Below are 23544 nucleotides of genomic sequence, written 5' to 3' on the forward strand. Positions count from 1 at the left end.
CCTCATGAGATAAACAATGCCAGGTAAGCTCCGGTTCAGAATGGAGCCACCTCGTCGAACACTACTTCGTCAATTTCCGCAACGGGGACAGTATGCCGGTGACCAATGTTGTCACGCAAGCTTAGTTGGCTCTCCTGGACAGCGGTCAGACGCCCGTGTAGCGTTCGACCATCCAGAAACACCAGATTAACTTCGGTTCCCGTTAGGCGAGCAGTTTGTTCGAGAAGGTTTGCTGCCCGGATGCGAATTAAACGTTTACCCATGAAATTACACCGGATTTTCGATGTATAATGAATGAAAATTAATAAGTACCGAAATTAGTGATTCAAATGGAAGAACGATCAGCGAAGCAATTTTCGGTAAAGTTCGGTTTTGCTAGGGTCGAGTGACGAAAGTACAGTAAAGGCTTTCTGCCGTTCATCGCGCGTTCCTTCATACAGAATGTTGTAAAGTTCCTCGCCCTTGGCATCAAAGAACGTATTGATAACGATGGAGTTAGGGCGTTGCTGGCTAACTTGTTGGATCGCTGACAATACTCCAATAACCTGCTGCCGTGAGCCAGCCGGATTCTGTGCAAACGTATCCAGCGCTTGCCGATGATACGTATAAAGCGCTTCGTGAAAAGGAATAAATTGCTGGCTTTGCAGGTTTTCAATCATCCAGTAGCGATTTCTTAAATCACCCTGTGCATTCCAGCCTGCACCGCTCGGAGCCAGGTTCATGATATTGAAAGCACGCTGGTAAAAAGGTTTTCCGCCTTGTTTCCCGAACGTATCATAATCGGTGCCCAGAATGATCATGGCGTGAAAAGCCAGCAGCGAGGTTAACTCGTTCTGGTAGGTGTTTTCGTTGAAATACATGGGGTCGTTCTGGCGGTAATTAAAATTGAACGTATTGTCCATGTATCGTAGCGTAACGGTTTCATAGCCAGTGCCATAAACCGGTCGCGTAACCAGTATCTGTGTACGACATTCGTATGTATTTTGTACCGGAACGCGGATAACATTAATCTGCAACCGGCAATTAATTCGTTCTTCAGGGCTGTAATTGTCGTTTGTCCAGCGGCGATTATTCATAAAATCCGTAATGAACGCCTGAAGCTGGGGAAAAATCTGCCGGTCTGTGGATGCTTTAAAATCCGTTTGCTCGGTATTGATAATCACCTGGCAATTCAGTTCCTGGGCATGAACCTGCCTACCGAGCAGGCAGAGCAGAAGGACAGCAAGAAGCGATAGTATAGATGTTGGTTTCATGCGATTGATACCTCTTTTTCCACAAGTTGCAGCAAATCAGCGGCCACTTCATCTTTCGATTTCAGAGCAAACTCGTGAATCTTTTCCTTTTTATCAATAACGGTAATTTTGTTGGTATCGTGTCCAAACCCAGCCCCTGAATCGCGTAAGGAGTTAAGAACAATAAAGTCGAAATTTTTGCGGTGAAGTTTATTAATGGCATTAGCCAGTTCGTCATTGGTTTCAAGCGCAAAACCAACCATAAACTGGTCTGCGCGTTTCTGCTTTCCTAAAGTAGCGGCAATATCAATCGTTCGGCTCAACTCAATGTTAAAATGGGCGTCTTGCTTCTTGATCTTTTGCGTGGCTGGGTGAGCGGGAGTATAGTCGGCCACGGCAGCAGCCAATATAATGATGTCTGCTCTAGAAAAGTGCTCGGAAGTAGCCTCAAACATCTCCTGCGCTGAACGCACCGAAAGCCGCCGAATCGCGGGATCGGGGAGAGGCAACGCCGTCGGACCGCTAACGAGGGTGACCGTAGCGCCCGCCTGAGCAAAGGCTTTAGCGAGGGCATAGCCCATTTTACCAGAAGAGTGATTGCTAATAAATCGTACCGGATCGATGGGTTCCTGCGTGGGTCCAGCCGTGATCAGAACGTGTTTAGTCGCCAGAAGGGACCGATGAGCGAAGTAACGCTCCAACTCCTGAATAATGTGTTCTGGCTCGGCCAACCGGCCTTCGCCAACTAAACCGCTGGCTAGCTCGCCGTGTTCAGCTCGAATAACTCGATTACCAAATGATTCCAGCCGTTGTAGGTTCTCTACAGTAGTGGGGTGGCGGTACATATCCAGATCCATAGCCGGAGCTACAAAAACCGGACACTTGGCGGACAGGTAAACAGCCGACAGCAGATCATCACAAAAGCCATGTGCCATTCGGGCCAGCGTATGGGCGGAGGCCGGAGCAATTACCACCAAATCAGCCCATAAGCCCAATTCAACGTGGTTGTTCCAACTGCCTGTCTCGTCATGGACAAACTGGGTCAGCACCGGTTTTTTCGAAAGGGTAGCCAGCGTTAAAGGGGTAATAAAATCCGTAGCGGCTTTGGTCATTACCACCTGAACTTCCGCGCCTGCTTTCACCAGAAGCCGAATGAGAAGGGCCGATTTATAGGCGGAGATGCTACCAGTTACGCCCAGTAAGATCCTTTTACCCGTAAGTAGAGACATAAATGGAGAAGGCTTAATGACAAAGACGCTACGTCTGCACAAGATTCGCTGAAAATTTCAGGGCGAACTTTTACAGACGTAGCGTCTTGCAATTAGAGGATCGTCTTTACGTTAGAACTAGTTGGTCGCGTCCTGATCGGTATAACGCCACTGTACTTTATCGTCCAGAAATTCGTCGGTTGCCAGCGTTGTTGGCTTTGGCAGCCGTTCGTAATATTTTGAAATCTCGATTTGCTCGCGGTTCTCGAAAACTTCTTCAAGATTATCTACTGCCGAAGCAAACTCAGAAAGTTTGTTGCTGAGTTCTTCTTTCATGCGGGTAGATATCTGCCGTGCGCGTTTAGAAACTACCGATACAGATTCATATAAGTTACCGGTTTTAGCGGCGATTGTATCCGCGTCGCGCGTAGTCAGTGAAGGATTAGATGCCATATCGTTTGTACTGCTTAATTTGATGCTGTTGCTGTTGAGACTTTGCCGGCAGGCTGTGATTCAGGCTTTTTCTCTTTTTCTTCTTTGTTGATGCGTTCCAGTTCTTTCTGGCTATCTGTAAACAGCTTTTCTGCCGTGCGGGCATATTTGCTGTTTGGGTATTTATCAACAAATCCCTGATAAAAAGTAACCACTTCCTGGTACCGTTCTTTCTGCTTTTCTACCGAGCTATTTTGCGCCAGGCTATGCTGGGCATCAACCCGTAAATAAGCTAATTCTTCATTAAAACCGGAGTCTGGGTATTCGCGCTGAAAATTGTTGATAGACACGACGGCTGACCGGTAATTAGCGATATTTGCCGCGCTGGTTTTATAATATAGTTTGGCCTTATCGTATGATTTACGCTCTAGCTTATTGCGCAGATCCAGAATCATGGTGGTACATTCCTTGCTAAAGGGGCTGGTTGGGAATGTGTTAACAAAATCCTGAAGAGCGGCAACGGCGGTCAGTGAGTTAGACTGATCCAGGTTGTAACTCGGTGAATCCTTATACAGAGAAAGCGCATACATATACATGGCTTCCTGGGCATAATCGCTTCGCGCAAATGTTTCGTAAAACTGCTTGAAGTGAAAAGACGACAATTGGTAATTTCCCTGGTGGTACTCGGTGTAGGCCCGGTAAAATTGGGCCATTTCTGACTCGGTACTTCCTTTTAGGATGGGTATAATTTCTTCAAACAATAGACCAGATCGGTACCAGTCTCCTTTTTTGAAATAACTAACGGCAGCTTGATATTTCTCAACGTCCGTCCCCTTTTTCTGAAGTTTCTGAAATGGGCTGCACGAAGCCAAAAACACCAGCAACGCCACTCCAATAATCCCTGCTCTCCGACAATGTTGCATAAGACTGCAAAAATAATAAAAATCAGCCAAATCACTATTATTCAGATAACGAAGATCGGATTGAAATAGTGCAGTAGCGGTGAATGCAAACCGCCGCTATGGTTGAAGTCCGGGTAGTGAAACACCCTAAACTTCGCGTATAGCGGCGGCCTTGTTATAAATTACTTACTGGTGTCGAACTAAAAACTTTTTGGTAGCAACCTTCTTGCCATCCAGCGAAAGCGTATAAAAATAAACGCCATTGTTCCAATCACGGGTTGGTATACGAAGCCTGCGGTCACTGCGGTCAAGGGAGTGCTCAGCAACAGGCGACCCAAGTACGTTAGACAGTAAAATTTTAGCCTCGTTAACGTTTCCTATTATTTGAAAATCTACCTCCGCATAATCTTCAACAACTGGATTAGGGTAAATATTTGAGACGGAAATTCGTTCATTGGCAAACATCCGTTCTTCCGATTTCTTCGATTCTTCAGCCGTTGAATGACGTGTTTCAGCCACTGAGGCGCTGCTGGCTTCTGAGGAGGTTGCCCGGGCTAGCACTTTAGGCGTCGAAGAAGAAAGCAGTTTCGTGCGGAAATATTCACTAATGGCCGTATTCTTTCGAACAGTCACACCACGATCAGGTACATTAACAGCAGATTGCTTTAAAAAAGGCAATTTCTTAGAGGAAATATCACGCTGCTCGGTCGAAGCAGGTTTTCGCCCCATTTCTAATCGGCTTTTAGGCGTACTATCTGTCTGAGCCTGTAAGCTCGTCGACAGCAGCAAGGCTAGTCCGGTTAAACAAAAATATAATTGTATAGATTTTTTCATAGTTGGTACTCTTCATAGTAGGGTGGATATATGTGCCCACCACAAACATATTAAAAAAAAAAGGAAAGCAAACGAGCACTTCCTTAAAAAATTGCAATATTTTTATTATTTGTCTATTAGAACTGTTTTACCCCCCAAAGGTTTAGCCGAAACAGTGGTTTTTAATGACTTTTCCTTTGGCTTTTCAAGTTGCTTGTCCGGTTTATTCTCCAAGCCTAAGACTTGAGCTTTAGTCGGTTGGTCCTCTTTTCGCCAATTAAAGCCATCCAATTGCTTTTTTCCATCCCGTAATTCATGAGGTGGCACAAACTGCGAATCTGGTTGACCGATAAACTTAATATTTTTCACTTTCCGGTCGTCAAATCGAATGTTCATCTTGCTGCACTGGACGTGATTCATTCCCACTAATTTATTTTTTTCGTCCAGCGCGAAATAGTTGCTTTCTCCATTGCCTTCTACTACAACCAGCTCAATATCGGAGCGATCAAATTTGGGTTTATAATCGAAATATGCCGTAATGCTTCGTCCTTTGACCTGGTTGAATTGTTGCAAGGTATCTTGAGATATGACAAAAGATTTGGTCCGAAGATACATAGTATGGATACGATTATTTTTCAGCTTGGCAGTCATAGAGTCTGCCTCCATCTGATAATTCGTGCTCCAAACAATCGGATCACGGAAAAAATAGATGGTTGAATCGGCCGTTTCATAGACAATAGAATCGCATTTACTCTGTAGGTCAGATTTGAAGATCAATACGTTATGATGACCAATCAATCTTCGTTTTGTATTATTTGCTGTGGTGCTACCGGGCTTGGTGATTTTAGGATTTTTGTCTGGTATTTCGAACGACCAAAGTGTGTCCGCACGCATAAAAAGTGTATCTGCTCCACTAATACTTTGCACGACCGCATTCCCAACCATGCGCGCTACGCCAGCCTGTCGGTTATAGCGGCCAAAATTGCCCGTTAAGGTTGTCTTATCATTTTTAGCAACGAGAACCACATTTCCTTTTGCTACATAAAATTCGCTGGTGCTATTGCCACCAAGTGAATCACCCGTCAGGGTATATTTGTCCGTTTCTACGGTTGCGCGGCGCTGGAAATTAGAGACTCGGGAAATGGTGTTGTACTGGCCTTCTTTGGCAATCAGGGTCCCATCCTTACTGATGATTTTCGTTGGCCCCTGAAACGTTGCAATTTTGGTCAGCGAGTTATAGAGCAGCGAATCGGCTGTTAGTGTATACTTGGGGTTAACAATTTTGACATTCCGGCGAAATTCGAATTGTTTGGTTTGGGTATAGTAATCGCCTTCCCGACTCGTCAGGATATTTTCGCTATCTATGATGCGGCCATTCACCGGATAGCTGGCTTTCCCAATGGCCATATCGTAGTTGAGGCGCTGGGTTGTAAGCGTCATTTTACGGTCGCGGAGTACCACGTTTCCGCGTACATTTGCCTGCCGATTTGCTCCGTAATAATACATTGTGTCACCTTTTACGCTAACCGTATCGCCCTGCACCATGCGGGCGTGTCCGTACGCTTCAATTGTGTTGGTCGTCCGGTTCTGAATGGCCCGGTCGCAATACATGAGCGCGCCTTTGTGTTTCAAAACCACATTACCCGTCAGTTCGCGGACCTCTTCACTGCCGGTTTTTAACCCTTTTAAGGTTTGAGCGCGGACAATTTCGACCACATCGTCACCCGCGGCTGGCTGACTAACCTGCGCCTGGGCGCTACCCACAAAGAAGCTTAGGAGTATCGTTAGAATACCCTGGACAATTCTGTTATTAATGACCCGATGTACCGGTAAATCGTTGCAACTCATCACGAAATAATTCCCTGCTTTTTTACTTCTGGAAGCGGATTAACTTTTTTGCCTTCTTCCGGAACATATTGTGTTATTTTCACGCTACAAAACTACGGCTTCGGTCTGAAACCCAACGATGCGAGACGCGTTTTTAAGCTTTCTTAACAAAGAACAACTTTTCCAACCAACTGATTCAGTGCTTTTGGCCGTTAGCGGCGGAATTGATTCTGTGGCCATGGTAGACCTGTTTCTGGCAACGGAAGTTTCGGTGGGGATTGCGCATGTCAATTTTGGGTTGCGCGGCGAAGAATCTGAGGGCGACGAACAATTTGTGCGGGACCTAGCGAAGCGACACAGCATTCCCTTTTATACTACCCGTTTTAATACCTTATCGCTCGCCAGTGAGCAAGGAGTCTCTACGCAAATGATGGCCCGGCAACTGCGGTATGACTGGTTTGGACAACTCGCCAGGGAATATGGCTATAGCTGCGTGGCAACCGCCCACCATAGCGATGATAATCTCGAAACGGTGCTGTTAAATTTGATTCGTGGTACGGGCGTAGCAGGTTTACGTGGTATTTCGGTTCAGCAGGACTTTCCGTGGGGGCGCCTGGTCCGACCGCTTTGGTTTGCTAGCCGGGCTGATCTTGAGCAGTATGTGCAGGAGCAGGGTTTGCCCTGGCGCGAAGATAGCTCTAATGTGGAGGATAAATACCGGCGGAATCGGTTGCGCCACCAGGTTGTGCCGGTATTGAAAGAGCTGAATCCGAATCTACTGCAAACAATCCAGGCTACGTACGAGCGAGTGGGAGCGGCTGAGAATTTAGTGGAGCAAGCACTGAGTCATTCCTGGAAAGCACTTATTCAGCAGCAGGGTGAGCGCCTGTTTATTCCTTTGCAAGCGCTTCAGGCACTACCGGAATGGCCCTTCAGACTATCCGAATGGTTACGGCCATTTGGGTTTCGTTATGCGCAAATTCAGCCGATAGCCGAAGCGGTTCGCGGAACGTCGTTTGGCCAAACGTTTGAGTCGGGGACGCACCGGATTCTGCGGGATCGCGAAGCCTTGGTGATTACCCCGAAAGGGGCCAACGAAACAACGGAAATAAGTCTGGATCAGTTGCCAACGGAGCCTCTACGGATAGATGAGCATCTTTCGTTGGTATTTAGTTGCCAGGAAAAGCCAACTGATTTTATCATTCCGGCTGATGCGCGGGTGGCTTGTCTGGACGCTGATCAAGTGAAGTGGCCCTTAACCATTCGTCGGTGGCGGGCGGGAGACCGTTTTCAGCCGCTGGGAATGAAAGGTAGTCAGGCAATTGGAGATTGGTTTACGAACCGAAAAATCGCACTTCACAAGCGGGAATCCAGTTATGTGCTCTTGTCGGGAGAGACGATTGTCTGGTTGATTGGCTACCGAATTGATAACCGGTTTCGCCTGCAAGAACAAACCCATAAGTTGTTATTTATTAAGGTATTGTAACTTAAATGTTACTCTTGATGGTTATTATTTAACTTATTGATTTCTAGCAAATTGGCTTTATTTTTGTGGTTAAATAATTTGCTGGCTACTTCGCCTGTTATTAACTTGGTAAGTTTTTTAATTGGCATTTTGGCATCTATTTTGTTACCTGCTAGGCGAATGATCAGAATTAATTCGATATCTTCTATGAAACCTTTACGATTGTTGGTGGCTTGTGTTTGCTTGTGCTTACTGGCGCTAAATGGGTATGCGCAGAGCACACGGCTACGATCTGCCAACAAGCAGTTTGAAACGATGAGTTATCTCAACGCTGCCCGGGGGTACGAAGATTTTTTGCGGTCAGATAAGAAAAAAGACCCTGCGGAAACCCAGGAAGCGCTTACCAAACTAGCTTACAGCTACCGCTTATTGCAGGATTCGCGGAATGCAGAACGGGTGTATGCAGACCTGATTCGGGATTTTCCAGACACAGATTCCAAAAATTACCTTTACTACGCACAAGCGCTGGCTTCCAACGGAAAATACCGGGAGTCGCAAAAGCTATATAGCCAGTACGGAGAAAAACAAACCAATGACCTCCGGGGGCGAACGTTTACGGTGTCTTACATGGACATGAGTAAATTTTATCAGGATTCTGCGTCCTACAAGGTTGATTTTCTGCCGATCAACTCCCGACAGGCCGATTTCAGCCCGATGTACTATCAGGGTGGATTGGTTTTTGTTTCAGGGCGTGAAGAATCAGGCATCATCAAGCGGATCTTTCAGTGGAACCAGACGCCTTTTTTTGATTTGTATTTCCAGCCAGATACCACCGAGTTAGTACGCATAGTTGATCCGGTACGAACGAGTGCGTTAGGAGGAGGGAATACAACGGCGGATGCGGCTAAGGAGCCTAAGCCGCTCCCTCTTTCGCGGACGGAAGTCTTTAGCCGGACGTTAAATACTAAATACCACGAAGGGCCGGTTACTTTTTTCAAAGACCAATCAAAACTGATTTTTACCCGGAACAATACCAGTAAAGGCAAAAATGGGAAAAGCTCGGAAGGGGTGCGGAAGTTGAAACTGTTTATTGCCGAAAATGACAACGGAAGTTGGCGCAATGCAGAAGAGTTGCCTTTTTGCTCCAATGAATACTCAACGGGGCACCCGGCTTTATCGCCTGATGATACCAAGCTCTACTTCGTGTCGGACATGCCCGGCGGCTACGGTGGAACGGATATTTACGTTGTCGAATACAATAACGGCCAGTGGGGAACGCCAGTCAACATGGGCAAGGAAATCAATACGGAGGGCAATGAAATGTTTCCCTTCGTTGATCCAAACGGCCATCTTTATTTTGCCTCCGACGGTCATGAAGGCTTGGGGGGGCTAGATATTTTCTTTGCCGAACTGCACGAGGGCGTTGCTTACAAAGGCGTTAAGAACCTGGGCGCACCGATTAATTCGGAAAAAGATGATTTCGGATTGATTACGGATAAAAACCGCAAGTCGGGTTATTTCAGCAGCAACCGGAAACAGGGCATTTACGACGATGATATTTACCGCTTCAGTCGGGTTTGCAAGCAAATGGATGTGCTGGTGTTTGACGCCAAGACCCAAAAACCAATTTCGCTGGCCGACGTAAGAACCTTGCGAAACGGCGTTAATCAGGATTTGCGCCTGACCAGTGCCGAGGGACGGACAACGTTCTGTCTGGCTGGCAATACCGAGTATGAGTTTCGGGCTATCAAAGAAGGATATTCGCCCAATACGGTTCGTTTTTCAACCTTAACGCAGTCCCAGAACCCGGTCATGTCGGTGTCTATTTATCTGGAAAAAACAGAAAATACACTCGTTAAAGGAACCGTTAAAACAGAGGTGAACCAACGCCCGGCGGAAGGAGTGCAAGTTATTCTGCGCAACGAAAAAGACAAGTCGGAGCAGAGCGTGACAACTGGCCCCGATGGGAAGTACGAGTTTGAAATGAAACCGGGAGCGCCTTATACCATTACAACCCAAAAAAATCGGTATGCGACCAATAAAGAACAATTGCCTAAAATGAAGCCCGGAAAAAATCCGAAAGTCATTGAAAGCGATCAGGGTTTATATGGAGAAGGGGATATTTTTGAACTAAAAAATATCTATTACGATTACGGAAAATTCTTCATTCGGCCAACGGCCGCCCGCGAGCTGGATCGGGTAGTAAGCATCCTGAAAAAATACCCGGCCATGAAAATCGAAGTGCGTTCGCACACCGATAGCCGCGCAACGGATACGTTTAATCTGCGTTTGTCGGAAAACCGCGCTCGCGCTGCGGTAGATTACATGGTGTCGCGGGGAATTGAGCCGGCACGGTTGACTGCCCAGGGGCTGGGTGAAACCGAACTGGTTAATGGCTGTGAAGATGGCGTAAAATGTGCTGAGCGGGACCACCAGCTCAACCGACGAACTGAATTTAAGGTTCTAGCGGTTAAGTAAGAACGCGTTCTTTCATCATTCGGGAGATCCATGAGCCATGCTGCTTAGGGGCCTCCCGAATTTTAGTTTCTTCCCAAAAATGCCCTTTTTGTTACTCGCCAGGCTGTTTGTGCATCTTCTAGTGAATGGAATGGGCAGACATACTTAAAATATACTACTTTCGTTGCAAAAGAATAGCCTCCAGCTCACATCTCACCGACATCCTATGCCTAACGAAACTGATCTACCTTCTTTTGTTCGCTCCTGGCGTCAGCTTTACGCCATCGTTATCGGTAGCCTGATACTGGAAATCGTCTTTTTCTACGGATTTATGCGTTATTTCTCATGAGTAGTCTGGATTGGCTGGTCCTGGTTGGAACGCTGGCCGTCATTACTATTTATGGACTAGTCCGGAGCCGGGGTAATAAAAACATGGATGATTACCTGCTGGCCGGAAATTCGCTGCCCTGGTACCACGTTTGTTTGTCAGTGATGGCAACCCAAGCCAGTGCGGTTACTTTTTTGTCGGCACCGGGGCAGGCCTATACCGACGGAATGCGGTTTGTCCAGTTTTATTTTGGTCTGCCTCTGGCGATGGTTGTTCTGGCCGTCACCTTTGTTCCCATTTTTCACAAACTGAAAGTTTTTACGGCCTACGAATACCTGGAGTCGCGTTTTGACGCCCGGGTTCGTGTGTTGACTGCCTTGCTTTTTCTGATTCAGCGAGGTCTATCAACGGGTCTGTCTATTTACGCGCCTTCGATCATTCTGTCAACAATTTTAGGATGGAATATCTACTGGACCAATATCCTCATGGGGGGAATTGTGCTGATGTATACAGTCACCGGCGGTACAAAGGCCATTTCGTATACCCACCTTCAACAAATGCTGATTGTAACGCTGGCCATGTTTCTGGCGGGCTGGATGACAGTTCATTTAATGCCCGATGAGATCGGGTTTACGGACGCCTTGCAGGTGGCCGGAAAATCCGGGCGGCTCAATACCATCGACCTGAAATTTGACCCTGATAGCCGCTACAATGTCTGGTCGGGCTTAATTGGTGGCTTTTTCTTGCAGCTATCTTATTTTGGGACCGATCAGTCGCAGGTGGGGCGCTACCTGACAGGGCAGACGGTAGGGCAGAGTCGGTTGGGTCTACTAGCCAACGGGATGCTAAAAATTCCCATGCAGTTTCTGATTCTCTTGGCAGGTGTGCTGGTTTTTGTTTTCTACCAATTCCAGCCGTCGCCTATCTTCTTCAACAAAGTCGAAACGGATGCGCTGAAAAAAAGCCCTTACGCCGCTCAGTACCACCAGTTGGAGCAGCAGCACACCCAACTTGAAACCCAACGCCAGCAAGCGATTATAAGCCTGAATAAGGCTTTGAACAACGACAATGAGCGTGCCGTTGAGGAAGCAAGAACGTTAATTCAGACCACCGATACGCAGGAGCGAAGCATCAAGCAGCAAACCGTCGATCTGATCAAGAAAAACAATCCAGCCGCTGATGTTAGCGACGTCAATTACATTTTCCTTCGCTTTGTGCTCGATTATTTGCCGCATGGCTTAATTGGCTTACTGATTGCGGTAATATTCAGCGCCTCGATGGGCTCCATTGCGGCGGCGTATAATTCCTTGGCTTCAACGACCGTCGTTGATATCTACAAGCGGCTGATTCGGCAGAAAAGCGAAGACAAGCATTACCTGCTGGCTTCGAAGGTATCGACCGTTATCTGGGGCGTATTCTGCATTTTTGTGGCTCAATTCGCCAACCGCCTGGGAAGCATGATTGAGGCCGTTAATATTCTGGGCTCGCTGTTTTATGGCGTTATTCTGGGAATATTTCTGATTGCTTTTTACTGCAAATCCATTGGGCCGAAAGCCACGTTCTGGGCGGCTATATTAGGTGAGATCCTGGTAGTACTTTGCTATTACTACGAAGTGACGGCGTTTTTATGGCTTAACGTGATCGGTTGCCTGCTTGTCGTTGGAATTGCCTGGATTTTAAAAATGATGCTGGGAGAAAAAGCGCCCGTCCCAAGCGACTAACAAAGACAAAAGGCCCGTCGTATGGCGGGCCTTTTGTAAATTGGGCATCAGAATTACTTCTTCTTTTTCTTTACCAACTGTGCTGGTTTAGGCAGTGCCGCCTGAAAGTCACTAACATTCTTGGCGATGGCGTCCTTAAAGAAGCCGAATGATTGATCGCCAGACGTTTCGCCCAAGGCCAATGCCTTCTGAGCGAGGGGCAACGCTTCGGCTACCTTTCCCATTTTAGCCAGAATTTGTGCTTTGGTCCACACATTCCGGTAGGTTTCCTTCAAACCGATGGATTTATCTACCCAAGCCAACGCCTGATCCAGATTACGGCCTTTTGACAGGCTCCAGTTAGCTGCCTGCGTTAAAACCGCTGGGTCTTCGGGTTTCTCGGCTACGGCTTTCTCCAGGTTTTCCTGAGCGGTCTCGTTCACATCAACGCGAAGATCAGCGGCAGCTTTGATGTTTGCCCAGGCGATATTTAGCTTTGCTGTACTGTCAGTTAGGTCACTGAAACCAATGAAGAACGATTCTACTTTTTCGTTGCTGGGAGTGGCCTTGATTTTTACACGCAGCGCATCTTCTTCCTGTTTGTAAGCGTCGGTGCTGGCGGACGTATTTTTGTTGAAAATCAGCGTCCATTCACCTTGGGCCGGAATTGTAAAGAGCGAGTAAGTGCCAGCCGTAAGTTTTTCTCCTTCTACCACCACATCAGTAGTTGTCTGGAAAGTCGTTGCGGAGTTAGCACCGGTCCGCCAGAGCTGGCCATAAGGCACTAGCTGACCAAAAATTTCGCGGCCTTTTACCGCGGGACGTGAATATTTTACCGTAAAATCGGTCACGCCAACAGTCTGCACACTCGTTGCGCCAGGACTTGGCTGAGGAAGCTTGATTTGGGCGGTAGCCAACTGAGCAACAAGGCAAAGCGCGGCTGCCTGGAGGAGTAATTTCTTCATTGCTTATAGATTAAAAGTAACAAGTGGTTTTAACAACTACGAAATTGCGTCTTTTCGCTCAGAAAGAAAAACGGGACAGCGCTTAACTTTGTGGTTATGCATCGTCAAACTCTACTTTCTTTACTGGAAGCCTACACGCCTGCCGACACGAATGAGCAGGCGATGTGGCAAGAAACCCTTCACTTTGTGCAAAATCAGCCGGACTGTTTTCAGCGTACCTTGTTGATTGGCCACATTACTGGATCAGCCTGGCTTGTTAGCCCAGATCGGCAGCAGGCAGTTTTAATTCACCACCGGAAGCTGGACCGTTGGTTTCAAGCGGGAGGGCATTGTGACGGCGATCCGAACGTTGCAGCCGTGGCGCGTCGCGAAGCAGAAGAGGAAACTGGCTTACTCAGACTGCACTTACTCAACTCCGCTGTATTCGATGTAGATGTTCATCCTATCCCGGAACGAGGCGCTGAGCCAGCGCATTATCATTATGACATTCGTTTTCTGTTTGAGGCTGATCCCGCCGAGCCGTTCACGCATACTGCCGAAACAAAAGACATCCGTTGGGTACCCCTGGAAGCCATCAACGCCTTGACCGATTCCGAATCGATCCTGCGTATGGTCCGTAAAACGAAAAGCAATAACCTTATGGGTCAGTAAATTAGGGAAATCTCCATTTTTATTAGAATGTTATTAGAATTGATATTAACTACAAACGTAGTAGATAGTTTTGTTGTTATATTGTCAAGTCGTTAAGACTAAGTACAACAAAACCACAGAAACACTATGAAACCTTCATTGCTTACCTTGGCCGGTGTGCTGGCGATAGCATTGACCATACCTGCATTTGCGCAAGACAATTCGAATAATAATGTAATGGTCTCACCACATAATTATAAGCATCCTGACAAAGCCAAAGCGGCGGCTCCATCGCAAGCCAATATCGAATTCAGGAGGGCAAAAGTGAAAGATCAGAACATAGCGAGCTACCGGGAGCAACAACGTCGCGGTGGTCAGTTAGAATCGGCAATTGCTGTTCCGGCCAGTTCGATGGCTTCGGTAAATCGCAATTATAAGCAGCAAAACAACCTGGTGAAAGGCAAGACGGCAAAAGCTGCTCCTGTCGAGGTAGCGGTTAAAACGCCGGTTCCAGCACCGCAGGTTGAAACGGCCGATAACACGGGGAATTAAACTTCATAAATAGACTATACCAGAAAGCCGCTTCATTACGAGGCGGCTTTTTTCATTTAGTGGCAGAATACTATTACTGCTTCAGTAGTTTTACAGTACGTTGCGCAGCGTTGTTAGAAAGAGTTAGAAAGTACATGCCTGGTGCCAGCCGTAAGGGGCTTAACGTCAGATTGGCCACTTGATCCGTTGAATACCGTTGTTTCCAGATCACCTGTCCGGTTACGCTGGTTAACGTGGCATCCATAACCTGATTCAAGGGAAGCTCGTTCCATAACACGGTCAGTCGGTCGGCGTCGGTAAACGGATTTGGGTAAATCTGGAACGAAAATTTTTCGTTGGCAAACGTGCTGGCTCGGCTAAAATGCGGTATGCCATAACCTAGCTCGGCGTCGGGCGTGCCATATTGACTACCCGACTGCCGCAAACTTTCAATGATTTGCTGGGCCGACAGGCGCGGGAAGGCTTGCCACAAACCGGTCGCCAGAGCGGCTACTAAAGGAGCCGAAAAAGAGGTGCCGTTACCCGTGGCGATGCTGCCGCCGGGTGTGCCAAGCACGGTGCCAAGTCCCGTAGCAACCAAATCGGGTTTGACACGTCCGTCTGAAGTGGGTCCAAAGGAACTGAAAGAGGCTTTTCGGCCCTCGACATTGACGGCCCCGATGGCCAACACCGTAGCGACATCGGCAGGTGGGGCAATGTATTTCCAGTTACTAGCCCCTTCATTGCCCGCCGAAACGACCACAACCATGCCTGCTTCCGACGCCCAGCGAGCCGCCCGACTCACCAGTGTAGTCTGTCCATCGAGGTCTTTGTACGTGTGATTTTGAGCTGGGTCATCAAAGGTGGTATAGCCTAAAGACGAGTTGATTACGTCGGCACCGGTGCTGTCAGCATATTCCGCGCCTAGCAACCAGTTGGCTTCTTCGATGGGCATTTCGGAGCCGCCTTCTTCCGTTCGAAGCAGTAGATATGAAGCCCGGTAAGCAGGGCCGATTAACTGGCTTTCGGAATACCCCGCCATAATCGATAATACATTCAGACCGTGCGAGTCATCTTCGTAAACGCTGGATTCTTTCCGAACAAAATCATACGTGCCAACAATCTTGTTATCCTGAAACAGGTGTTGTAGGTAAGGCATGGTATTCGCATTGCGGAAGCCCGCGTCCAAAATAGCCACCAGCATCCCTTCGCCGTGAAACCCCTTTTCGTGCATTTTGTCAACTCCAATCTGAACCAGCTGGTTGGTGGAAATACCGTACGAAGTTGGCCCTTCCATGCCGTCTAGTTTGCTTGCTGATCGATTTTGAGTAGCGGTAGTTGGAGGCGATAAAGTATAACTGGCCCGAACATTACCCAATGCCCGGTTATTTTCAATGCCTTTTACAAAGGGGAGCGCCTGTACCTTGGCCAGCGTTGCTTCGTCGGACTGGATAAGCACGGCATTGCTCCAACGCGAGGTAAACCAGACCGTTGCGCCCGCGGCCCGGATGGCACTTACGTAGGACGGGTTAACAGGCAAATCGCGTTCGGTTAAGGCAATGTTTTGCTTGTTGCGTCGCTGAATAGACCGCACCGATAGAAACTGTTCTGGTCGTGCAATCGAATAAGGCGAATTGGCTTTATCAGTCAAAAGGACGAGGTATTTGCGGGAAGTTGTTTGCGCCCAAATTTCAGTGGTAACCAAAGTCAGAACCAGAGAAAGCAGCAGTATCGTCTTTTTCATTGCCGTAAAGCCTATTATAATTTAGTTATGGTTTTCCGTACGACCGTAGCCGGACAAACTGCCGAATTCCAAAATCAATCTGTCCCGATCCAACGCAGCTAGGCGTTGACGAGCAGAACTGAAGCTGGATGCGTTCGCGGTAAATCATGCCGACTGTTCGGGCGTATACTTCCACTCGCTTATCCTGATTAACCAGCGTTGAGTCGTTTTGTTGAAGAATCGTGACAGTCTCTGGAAACGTCTGATTCAGAACGCTGAAAGGCTGCCTCATATTGCGAAATTGATAGTCATCCGCCCCCAGCGTATTAAAAGCATTTCCGTTCCATAACGATTGATCATCAACGGGGAAAATTAGTTTAACATAATCCAGATTATTGTCTGTCCGAATCAGCTGATCATGGCTTAAACGAACGCTGCTGATGGAGTCAGGTTGCCAGGCTTGATTTTCGGTAGAACGGCGGGAACGCTCAAGCCGGTAAGTGGCAGCTCCCAATGATGTGGTAAGCTCTTCGCGGATTTGGTAGGTTCGGTTAATCGGTGCTGCCCCCAATGAATACTGTTGTTCTGTTACATCATAAATCCAGAAACGACCTGTTTCCAAAGGAAAAAAATCGTAACCTGCCGCAACCGGCTCCGTTTTGGATTGGCAAGTAATCAGACAAAAAGAAAGCAAAACAAGTAGGGATAGATAGGAATATTTCATAGACCCAAATTAGCTTTTTTTGCTCAAATCAGTTCGACTAATTTCAATAAAAAAGGTCGCGTTAGCTGCTTAGACAACGCGACCTTTCTATAAAGAAGAACTAGTTTATCCCTTTTTCTGGACTTTGCCCCAGCTATCTTTCAAGGTCACCGTCCGGTTGAAAACCAGTTTATCGGGCGTTGAGTCTGGATCAACAAAGAAATACCCTTTGCGCATAAACTGAACACTACCGCTGGGTGGAGATACCTTCAGGCTTGGCTCAACCAGTCCGCGCACGGTAACCAGTGATTCAGGATTGATAAATGTCTTAAAATCACCTTCTTCGCTGGACGGATCTTCAACGGTTAGCAGGCGATCATACAGGCGAACTTCGGCCTCGACCGCATCGGCCACTGAAACCCAGTGAATCGTTCCTTTGACATTGATGCCCGACGTGTCTGAACCTGAGCGACTTTCAGGAATATACGTACAATGCAGCTCCGTTACCTCGCCTGCCTCGTTCTTGATGGCTTCCTCGCATTTAATGATATACGCGCCCTTCAGCCGAACCAGCCCGCCGGGAAACAAACGGAAATATTTTTTCGGTGGATTTTCCAGGAAGTCTTCCCGTTCAATCCAGATTTCCCGACTAAATGGCACGTCCCGATCGCCCGCTTCCGGATCTTCAGGGTTGTTTTCAACGTGAAGCGTTTCTGTTTTTCCTTCGGGGTAGTTGGTAATCACCACTTTAATGGGGTTCTCATCCAACACGGCCATAACGCGGGGAGCCGTTTTGTTAAGCTCTTCGCGGATACAGAATTCCAGCAGTCCGACATCAATCAGGTTTTCGCGCCGCGCAATCCCAATCCGGTCGGCGAACTCCCGAATGCTCGAAGGAGTGTAGCCCCGCCGACGCAGCCCCGAAATCGTTGGCATCCGTGGGTCGTCCCAACCACTAACGTATCGTTCGTTAACCAGTTGCAGAAGCTTCCGCTTGGACATAACCGTGTAGGTCAGATTCAGTCGGGCGAATTCGATTTGTCGCGAAGGAAAAATCTCCAGCTGATCAATGTACCACTCGTAAACCGGGCGGTGCACTTCAAATTCGAGCGTACAAAGCGAGTGCGTAATTCCTTCGATAGAGTCCGACTGGCCGTGCGCGAAATCGTACATGGGGTAAATACACCATTTGTCGCCCGTCCGGTGATGATGCGCATGTTTGATGCGGTACATGATCGGATCGCGGAAATGCATGTTTGGCGAGGCCATGTCTATTTTGGCCCGTAACACCTTTTGTCCGTCGGCAAAGTCACCGTTTTTCATTTTCCGAAACAGGTCGAGGTTTTCCTCTACTGTCCGGCTGCGGAAAGGGCTTTCCTGACCGGGTTCCGTGGGCGTTCCTTTTTGCGCGGCAATTTGCTCGGCGGTTGAATCATCCACATACGCCAATCCTTTCTCAATCAGCCGCTCGGCAAAAAGGTACAGCTGATCAAAATAATTAGACGCGTAAAATTCATTTTCCCAGTCGAAGCCCAACCAGCGAACATCGGCCTTGATGGATTCTACGTATTCGGTATCTTCCGTGATCGGATTCGTATCATCGAAACGGAGGTTGGTTTTACCGCCGTATTTATCGGCCAGGCCAAAATTCAGACAAATCGACTTGGCATGCCCAATATGTAAATAGCCGTTTGGCTCGGGTGGAAAGCGCGTGTGAATTCGGCCACCATTCTTACCGCTGGCAATGTCTTCTTCGACAATTTGTTCAATAAAGTTGAGCGAACGCTCGGCGGGTTCTTTTGGTGCTTCCGTCATGGATTGTACTCCCTTGTTTAATGCCCCGAAAATACACTGATTGACCGGAATTGACAAACGAAACCTCGCGGTAGCCGTAAGATTCGCGGGCAGATGGTTACAAAAAAAGCCCATCCAAAAAGGCATGGGCTTCGCATTTCGATGTACTAAAGGTTTAGTACAAGATTATGCTTATTTTTTCTCAATAATGGCGTCGTTGGTTCCAATCAGGTAAACTACGGTTTTGTTGTTGGCAGCAGCAGTTACCCGCCAGCCCGTCAGAAGTCCATTGGCCACAACGGCCTTGACCATCTGGATAGCAGCGCCAGGCATGTCCTTCATCACCACCTGCATGGTAGATGTTGGTAAAAAAGTAAGTGGAACATCTTCTTCGCCATTCTTGAACGCGCCATTGGCATTTACGTAGATAACGCGATTCATTGACCCATCCCGTAAGGATACAAGCCACCCGTCGCTGGTGTATTGCTGACCGCGCAGGTCCGTGGCGTTTGGATAGGCAGAACGTACACTTTGGTAAATAGCGGGATTCAGACCTGAGTTAGAGGCATCCCGAATAATCTCATCGTCATCCCGGCTACAGCTTGGCATCGATACTGAAAGAACTACCAGCATGAGCGCAATAAAGCCTTGCTTAAACGAGGTCCATACAAAATTGGCTGGCATAAAATTCAGGTGTTTCATTTTAAGTATTGTTTACAGAGAAATGGTTATTATCAAGATATCTATAAAACATCATCGTTTTACGGATGTTCAAAATATAGTACAGTTTGTTTATTTTTCCTTTTTTGGCCACAAATAACAAAAGCGCAGATTGGGTGAATTCAGCGATCCCAACTAGTTGAAATCCGTTAACCCACCCAATCTGCGCTTCTGCCTGACTAATTTCTTATTTCTTTACGATCACACCGTCAGCCACAAACGTAACGGCTTTCTCTGGTTCGGTGATGGCCGCAATTTCTTCTTTGCTCTTCTTGGCATCTTCGGCGTAATGACGCAGTTCGCTTACGGAAGTGGTGGTAGTTTGCGCTGTCCCTTCAAAAACAACATTTTTTCCCACGATGTCTTTCGGTACAAAGAAACCATAATCGCGGAAGGTTACCCGCATGGTTTGGCCGTCGGTCGTTTTTACTTTCATCCAGCAACCAGCCATCTTACAAACGGACTCAACAGTGCCCTCAACCTTAGCGGGGAGGGATTTCTGATTACCAATTTTGCTAACCAGTTGTGAGGCCGGAATGGCGTTATCAGTCGTAATTTTTTTGCCGTGGTAGCTGTAGTTATCCTGGGCCATTGCGCCAAATGTAATGCCGAGCGCCAGGCACCATGTCAAAAGGTGCTTCATACGATTTGTTTATTTAGAATGATACAAAAGTAATACATGAACGCCTAATTTCTAAGCTGGATAAGAACTATAATTGGCTAGTAATCCGGTAATAGTTAATTCATTACAGTGACAAGAAACAGCTGGCTATCCGCGCTGGCCTTTTATTTTAATACTTCTACCCAACCCTTGCATTTCACGCCTTTGGGGGTTGTAAGCAAATAATAATACGTGCCGTGGGCCGCATTATTTCCCCAATTGTTAGCGTAGCTGTCAGCTCGGTATATAAGCTTGCCCCAACGGTTGAAAATCTCCAGTTGTGCGCCCGAAAAGCCTACGTTAAATATGTCATTTTTGCCGTCATTGTTGGCCGTGACTACGTTGGGAATCTCGCCCAGATTTTCCACCTCAACGGGCAGGTTTAAGGAAATTGAACACCCATTTTTGTAAGCGGTTGCTGTAATGGTATATTGACCGGAATGCGGGTATTGATAAGGGTCAATATTGGCCGTGCTGAGCGTGTCGCCGTTGCCCATCACCCAGCGGAAGGAGTCGGCTCCCTGGGTGCGGTTGGTGAGTTGCACCTGCATGGGCTTTCCGCAGTCATTACTGGTTTGCAGCTCAACCGCAGGTTTGAACGAGTCGTCAATCTGCACCGTAACCGTCCGTTGAACCCGGCAACCATATTGGTTTGTCATGGTAACCGTATAGGGAGTTGTCGTTTCGGGCGTGGCGATGGGATTGGCAATTGTGGTGCTGCTCAGCGTGGGCGACGGATTCCAGGCGTAGGTTGTGGCTCCTTCCGCTTTCAACTGAATGCTTCGACCAGCGCAAATGGATGTATCGGCACTCACCTTGAATGAAGCCGGAAATATTTTGATTACCTGTTGCGCAACATCGACGACCTTGCAAGTCATTTTGTTATACGCCTTCAACACGATGGTATACTCGCCCGCCTTGTCGAATGTGTGAGTGGCCTGCGCGGGATTGGTTGACGTGCCTCGCCCGCTGAAATCCCATTCGTAGGTAATGCCTCCTTCGCTGGTATTGACAAACGTGAGCGATAGGGGAGCGCACCCTTCAACGACGCCTTTTTTAGTCCCTTCGTACGTGTCGAAAGCGGCTTTTAACCGATCAATATCAAATTTAAAGGCCGCATTGTTGCAGTTGGTGCTTCGGTTCTCCCGTGACCAGGCTTGGGGGGGTGCCGGAAAGCGAGTGCCTCCGCACGCACAGGCGGCGTGGTAAATAACACCACTCTTATCGAATCGGCAAGTGCCACCATCCACGTGATCGCCCCGGTCGGCTTCGGTGCTGTCGGCAGGGCTTTCACTGCCAAAATAGGTGGCGTAAAGCAGGGATCGCGCTTTTCGTTCGAGGACCGCAAGCCAGAAATTATTGCCATTGGTTTTTGTCTTAAACGCCCCCTGGGTAACCGGTAGTCCAACGGTGCTGCTCCGCGTGTTATTGATGGTTCGAATATTGACGATGCCACCCCAGCCCGACAGGTAGATATTGCCGCATTCATTGACTAACAGCGCCGTCGGCGCAATGTCGGGTGCCGCTCGACCTGAACCAACGGTAGTTGAGAAATAAGTTCGGGAAAGCGTTTTATCCAGCGCGTGAATAAACTGGCAGCTGTTGGCATTTCGGTAAACACTGTCTGTGGTGGTATAACGACCATTGGTAAGTCCGAAAACGTGCACATTTTCCTCGTTGTCCAGATCCAGCAGGTAAGCCGCGTCGGCATTGGCCGTACCCAGGTAAGTAAGGTTTGTTAACTGCTGATTCACAAATTTGGCGACGAAACCATCTTCCAGACCGGCGGTTCCACCCAACTGCCTGTTAAGCGCTTGATTATGAACAGGTAAGTCGGTGCTGCGTGAAACACCGCAGACGTACAAAGCACCCGATGGAGCCAGTTTAAGCCCATAAAGCGCATCGTACCGATCTCCGCCGACCAGCGTACTCCATTGCAGAACCGACAGATCAGGCGAAAGTGAAAAGACAACGCCCTCCTGGCCACCAGCAACAGTAGAGCGGGAGGGTTTTACGAGCGGGAAATTACTTGATGTCGTGACACTGCAAACGTAGACATTGCCAGCAGCATCAGTCATGACCTCCCCCCGAAATGGATCGCCGTAATTGCGAATTTGCAACTGGCTAACCTGGCCTAGCCCATCATTGGCACTGCCGCCAATCAAGGTTCCGGCGAGCAGATTCCGACCCGTTGCATCCAGTTTAGCAACAAACAAATCACTGCCCTGCGTAAATTCGAAGCCATCCATCGGCGTGATCGACGACCCTCCGTTGAATTGTCGCTGAAAGGCATTGGTGGACGTGGGAAAGTTGTTGGAGGCAGTACTTCCTAAGATAAGCAGTTCATTGGCGGCGTTGACCCAGATGCTATGCGGAACCTCGACGCTTCGTCCCCCAATGTAGGTGGCGTAAAGCAACTGCTGACCATTAGGGCTAAATTTCATAATGGCTACATCAACCACTTCCGCAAACTTCACCTGATAAGCTCCGGTAGAGACCGGAAATTGATTGCCAAAAGCGGTGCCGCCAGAATAAAGATTGCCTCCGGTGTCGTAGGTAGCCGTGTGTCCCCAGTTATCAGAAACAGAGCCTGAGTACGTGGAAAAAATAAGGGTGGGGTCAACCGTAAGGGTTTTGCTTTTGTCGAATTCTTTAGGAAAATGAAAACTTGCTGTAGAGCCGTTCACGCGCCATTCGGTGGCAACGTCGCCTTGGTCAGTGTAGCTATAGGGTTTGGCCTCGCGGAAGGGAAGGAGGCTGGTTTCAATCAGTAATTGCTCCTTGTCAATTTTTACGCGTTCGGCGCCGTCATAGCGAAGCTGAATGCGGGATGGATCGGCACCTGGCCGTACGATAAATTCGTATTTTAATGTCTGATAATAGGCAAAAAGACGTAAATCAATACCTGGATAAACGTCATGATAAACAATCTCCCCGAACAGGGAGGCATCACTAGCCCAGCGCTTTGGGTCGTTACCAAAAAGGTAGTTTATGTGTTGACTGCTTGGCTTCAAGGCCTCTATTTGGGTGGTCTGGCTGCCTTCCAGAATCATTTCGACACCATGGGCGCGAATTTTGGCCGACTCATCAGGCGGGGTGCTGCTCGTTCGGGCGGTGGGTTGAGCAGGCCGACGCGTATGAATGGCACCAACAGCGGCAGCGTCGTAAAAGACGTAGTGAAGCGACCCTTTTTTTAAAAACAGGTAACCCCCCGGTAAATCGGCCCGGTAAAGCACATCATCTGCCCATTGGCCTTTATTCTGCACAAAGCTAACCGCAGCAGGCTGATCGAGGGCCTGGCTGGCTAGCGGAAAAAGCAGCAACCAAAACACACATAATAAGGTAAAGCTTCGAAACATAGAGTCGGCTTAAACACTGAAAAGTACTTTAAAGATACACCAATTCCTGACTCCCTCGCGATGCAAAGGGTTGCAAGATGCTCGATAAAAACAA

At 48.1% G+C, this 23544-nt stretch carries 21 protein-coding genes; 6 read left to right on the forward strand and 15 right to left on the reverse strand.

Annotation, left to right across the window (positions count from 1 at the left end):
• Positions 1-35: 35 nt before the first annotated feature.
• The 7 genes from L0Y31_RS12190 to L0Y31_RS12220 form a co-directional block, all read right to left on the reverse strand.
• Positions 36-263 (reverse strand): hypothetical protein, encoded by a 228-nt coding sequence (locus L0Y31_RS12190; RefSeq protein WP_234733346.1) that lies wholly within the window; start codon positions 261-263, stop codon positions 36-38.
• Between the two features lie 78 nt (positions 264-341).
• Complete coding sequence (porD, locus tag L0Y31_RS12195; protein WP_234733347.1) at positions 342-1253, reverse strand: type IX secretion system protein PorD; 912 nt, start codon at positions 1251-1253, stop codon at positions 342-344.
• The gene (coaBC, locus tag L0Y31_RS12200) at positions 1250-2461 is read right to left on the reverse strand and encodes a bifunctional phosphopantothenoylcysteine decarboxylase/phosphopantothenate--cysteine ligase CoaBC (protein WP_234733348.1); all 1212 of its coding nucleotides are present in this window, start codon (positions 2459-2461) and stop codon (positions 1250-1252) included. Before coaBC ends, porD begins: the two co-directional genes overlap by 4 nt.
• 117 nt (positions 2462-2578) lie before the next feature.
• Positions 2579-2893: a DNA-directed RNA polymerase subunit omega gene (locus L0Y31_RS12205; RefSeq protein ID WP_234733349.1), complete on the reverse strand. Its 315-nt coding sequence runs from the start codon at positions 2891-2893 to the stop codon at positions 2579-2581.
• Between the two features lie 14 nt (positions 2894-2907).
• Positions 2908-3795: an outer membrane protein assembly factor BamD gene (locus L0Y31_RS12210; RefSeq protein WP_234733350.1), complete on the reverse strand. Its 888-nt coding sequence runs from the start codon at positions 3793-3795 to the stop codon at positions 2908-2910.
• A gap of 165 nt (positions 3796-3960) precedes the next feature.
• Entirely contained in the window at positions 3961-4608 is a 648-nt protein-coding gene (locus tag L0Y31_RS12215) for a T9SS type A sorting domain-containing protein (protein WP_234733351.1), read from the reverse strand.
• 105 nt (positions 4609-4713) lie between these two features.
• The gene (locus L0Y31_RS12220; protein ID WP_234737168.1) at positions 4714-6435 is read right to left on the reverse strand and encodes an OstA-like protein; all 1722 of its coding nucleotides are present in this window, start codon (positions 6433-6435) and stop codon (positions 4714-4716) included.
• 178 nt (positions 6436-6613) lie between these two features.
• On the opposite strand from L0Y31_RS12220, the gene tilS reads away from it, so the two are divergent.
• Complete coding sequence (tilS, locus tag L0Y31_RS12225; protein ID WP_234733352.1) at positions 6614-7900, forward strand: tRNA lysidine(34) synthetase TilS; 1287 nt, start codon at positions 6614-6616, stop codon at positions 7898-7900.
• A gap of 8 nt (positions 7901-7908) precedes the next feature.
• Here tilS and L0Y31_RS12230 read toward each other — a convergent pair whose 3' ends face one another.
• Positions 7909-8178 carry a hypothetical protein gene (locus L0Y31_RS12230; protein ID WP_234733353.1) on the reverse strand — a complete coding sequence of 90 codons (270 nt, stop codon included), beginning with the start codon at positions 8176-8178 and terminating at the stop codon, positions 7909-7911.
• Here L0Y31_RS12230 and L0Y31_RS12235 point away from each other — a divergent pair.
• The 3 genes from L0Y31_RS12235 to L0Y31_RS12240 all read left to right on the forward strand — a co-directional run bounded on the left by L0Y31_RS12235 (position 8087) and on the right by L0Y31_RS12240 (position 12385).
• Entirely contained in the window at positions 8087-10357 is a 2271-nt protein-coding gene (locus tag L0Y31_RS12235) for an OmpA family protein (protein WP_407084033.1), read from the forward strand. The genes L0Y31_RS12230 and L0Y31_RS12235 overlap by 92 nt on opposite strands.
• 205 nt (positions 10358-10562) lie before the next feature.
• Complete coding sequence (locus L0Y31_RS21010) at positions 10563-10685, forward strand: hypothetical protein (RefSeq protein WP_255772813.1); 123 nt, start codon at positions 10563-10565, stop codon at positions 10683-10685.
• On the forward strand, positions 10682-12385 hold the full coding sequence (locus tag L0Y31_RS12240; protein WP_234733355.1) for a sodium:solute symporter family protein: 1704 nt from the start codon (positions 10682-10684) through the stop codon (positions 12383-12385). Before L0Y31_RS21010 ends, L0Y31_RS12240 begins: the two co-directional genes overlap by 4 nt.
• 53 nt (positions 12386-12438) lie before the next feature.
• Here the strand turns inward: L0Y31_RS12240 and L0Y31_RS12245 are convergent, their stop codons facing one another.
• A complete protein-coding gene (locus L0Y31_RS12245; protein WP_234733356.1) occupies positions 12439-13329 on the reverse strand; it encodes a DUF2911 domain-containing protein in 891 nt (296 codons plus the stop codon).
• 96 nt (positions 13330-13425) lie between these two features.
• Between L0Y31_RS12245 and L0Y31_RS12250 the strand changes: the two genes are divergently transcribed.
• Both L0Y31_RS12250 and L0Y31_RS12255 read left to right on the forward strand, forming a co-directional pair.
• Entirely contained in the window at positions 13426-13980 is a 555-nt protein-coding gene (locus L0Y31_RS12250) for an NUDIX hydrolase (protein WP_234733357.1), read from the forward strand.
• Positions 13981-14106: 126 nt separating this feature from the next.
• Positions 14107-14511 carry a hypothetical protein gene (locus L0Y31_RS12255; protein WP_234733358.1) on the forward strand — a complete coding sequence of 135 codons (405 nt, stop codon included), beginning with the start codon at positions 14107-14109 and terminating at the stop codon, positions 14509-14511.
• Between the two features lie 73 nt (positions 14512-14584).
• Here L0Y31_RS12255 and L0Y31_RS12260 read toward each other — a convergent pair whose 3' ends face one another.
• The 6 genes from L0Y31_RS12260 to L0Y31_RS12285 all read right to left on the reverse strand — a co-directional run bounded on the left by L0Y31_RS12260 (position 14585) and on the right by L0Y31_RS12285 (position 23450).
• A complete protein-coding gene (locus L0Y31_RS12260; RefSeq protein ID WP_234733359.1) occupies positions 14585-16234 on the reverse strand; it encodes a S8 family serine peptidase in 1650 nt (549 codons plus the stop codon).
• 25 nt (positions 16235-16259) lie between these two features.
• A complete protein-coding gene (locus L0Y31_RS12265) occupies positions 16260-16937 on the reverse strand; it encodes a hypothetical protein (protein WP_234733360.1) in 678 nt (225 codons plus the stop codon).
• 105 nt (positions 16938-17042) lie between these two features.
• Positions 17043-18731, reverse strand: coding sequence for a glutamine--tRNA ligase/YqeY domain fusion protein (locus tag L0Y31_RS12270; protein ID WP_234733361.1), 1689 nt, complete (start codon positions 18729-18731; stop codon positions 17043-17045).
• A gap of 171 nt (positions 18732-18902) precedes the next feature.
• Entirely contained in the window at positions 18903-19412 is a 510-nt protein-coding gene (locus tag L0Y31_RS12275; protein WP_234733362.1) for a hypothetical protein, read from the reverse strand.
• Positions 19413-19617: 205 nt separating this feature from the next.
• On the reverse strand, positions 19618-20073 hold the full coding sequence (locus L0Y31_RS12280; protein WP_234733363.1) for a DUF4920 domain-containing protein: 456 nt from the start codon (positions 20071-20073) through the stop codon (positions 19618-19620).
• A 143-nt stretch (positions 20074-20216) separates the two neighbouring features.
• Positions 20217-23450 carry a DUF7948 domain-containing protein gene (locus L0Y31_RS12285; RefSeq protein WP_234733364.1) on the reverse strand — a complete coding sequence of 1078 codons (3234 nt, stop codon included), beginning with the start codon at positions 23448-23450 and terminating at the stop codon, positions 20217-20219.
• Positions 23451-23544 lie beyond the last annotated feature (94 nt).

Source organism: Tellurirhabdus bombi, from assembly GCF_021484805.1.
GTDB classification, from domain to species: domain Bacteria; phylum Bacteroidota; class Bacteroidia; order Cytophagales; family Spirosomataceae; genus Tellurirhabdus; species Tellurirhabdus bombi.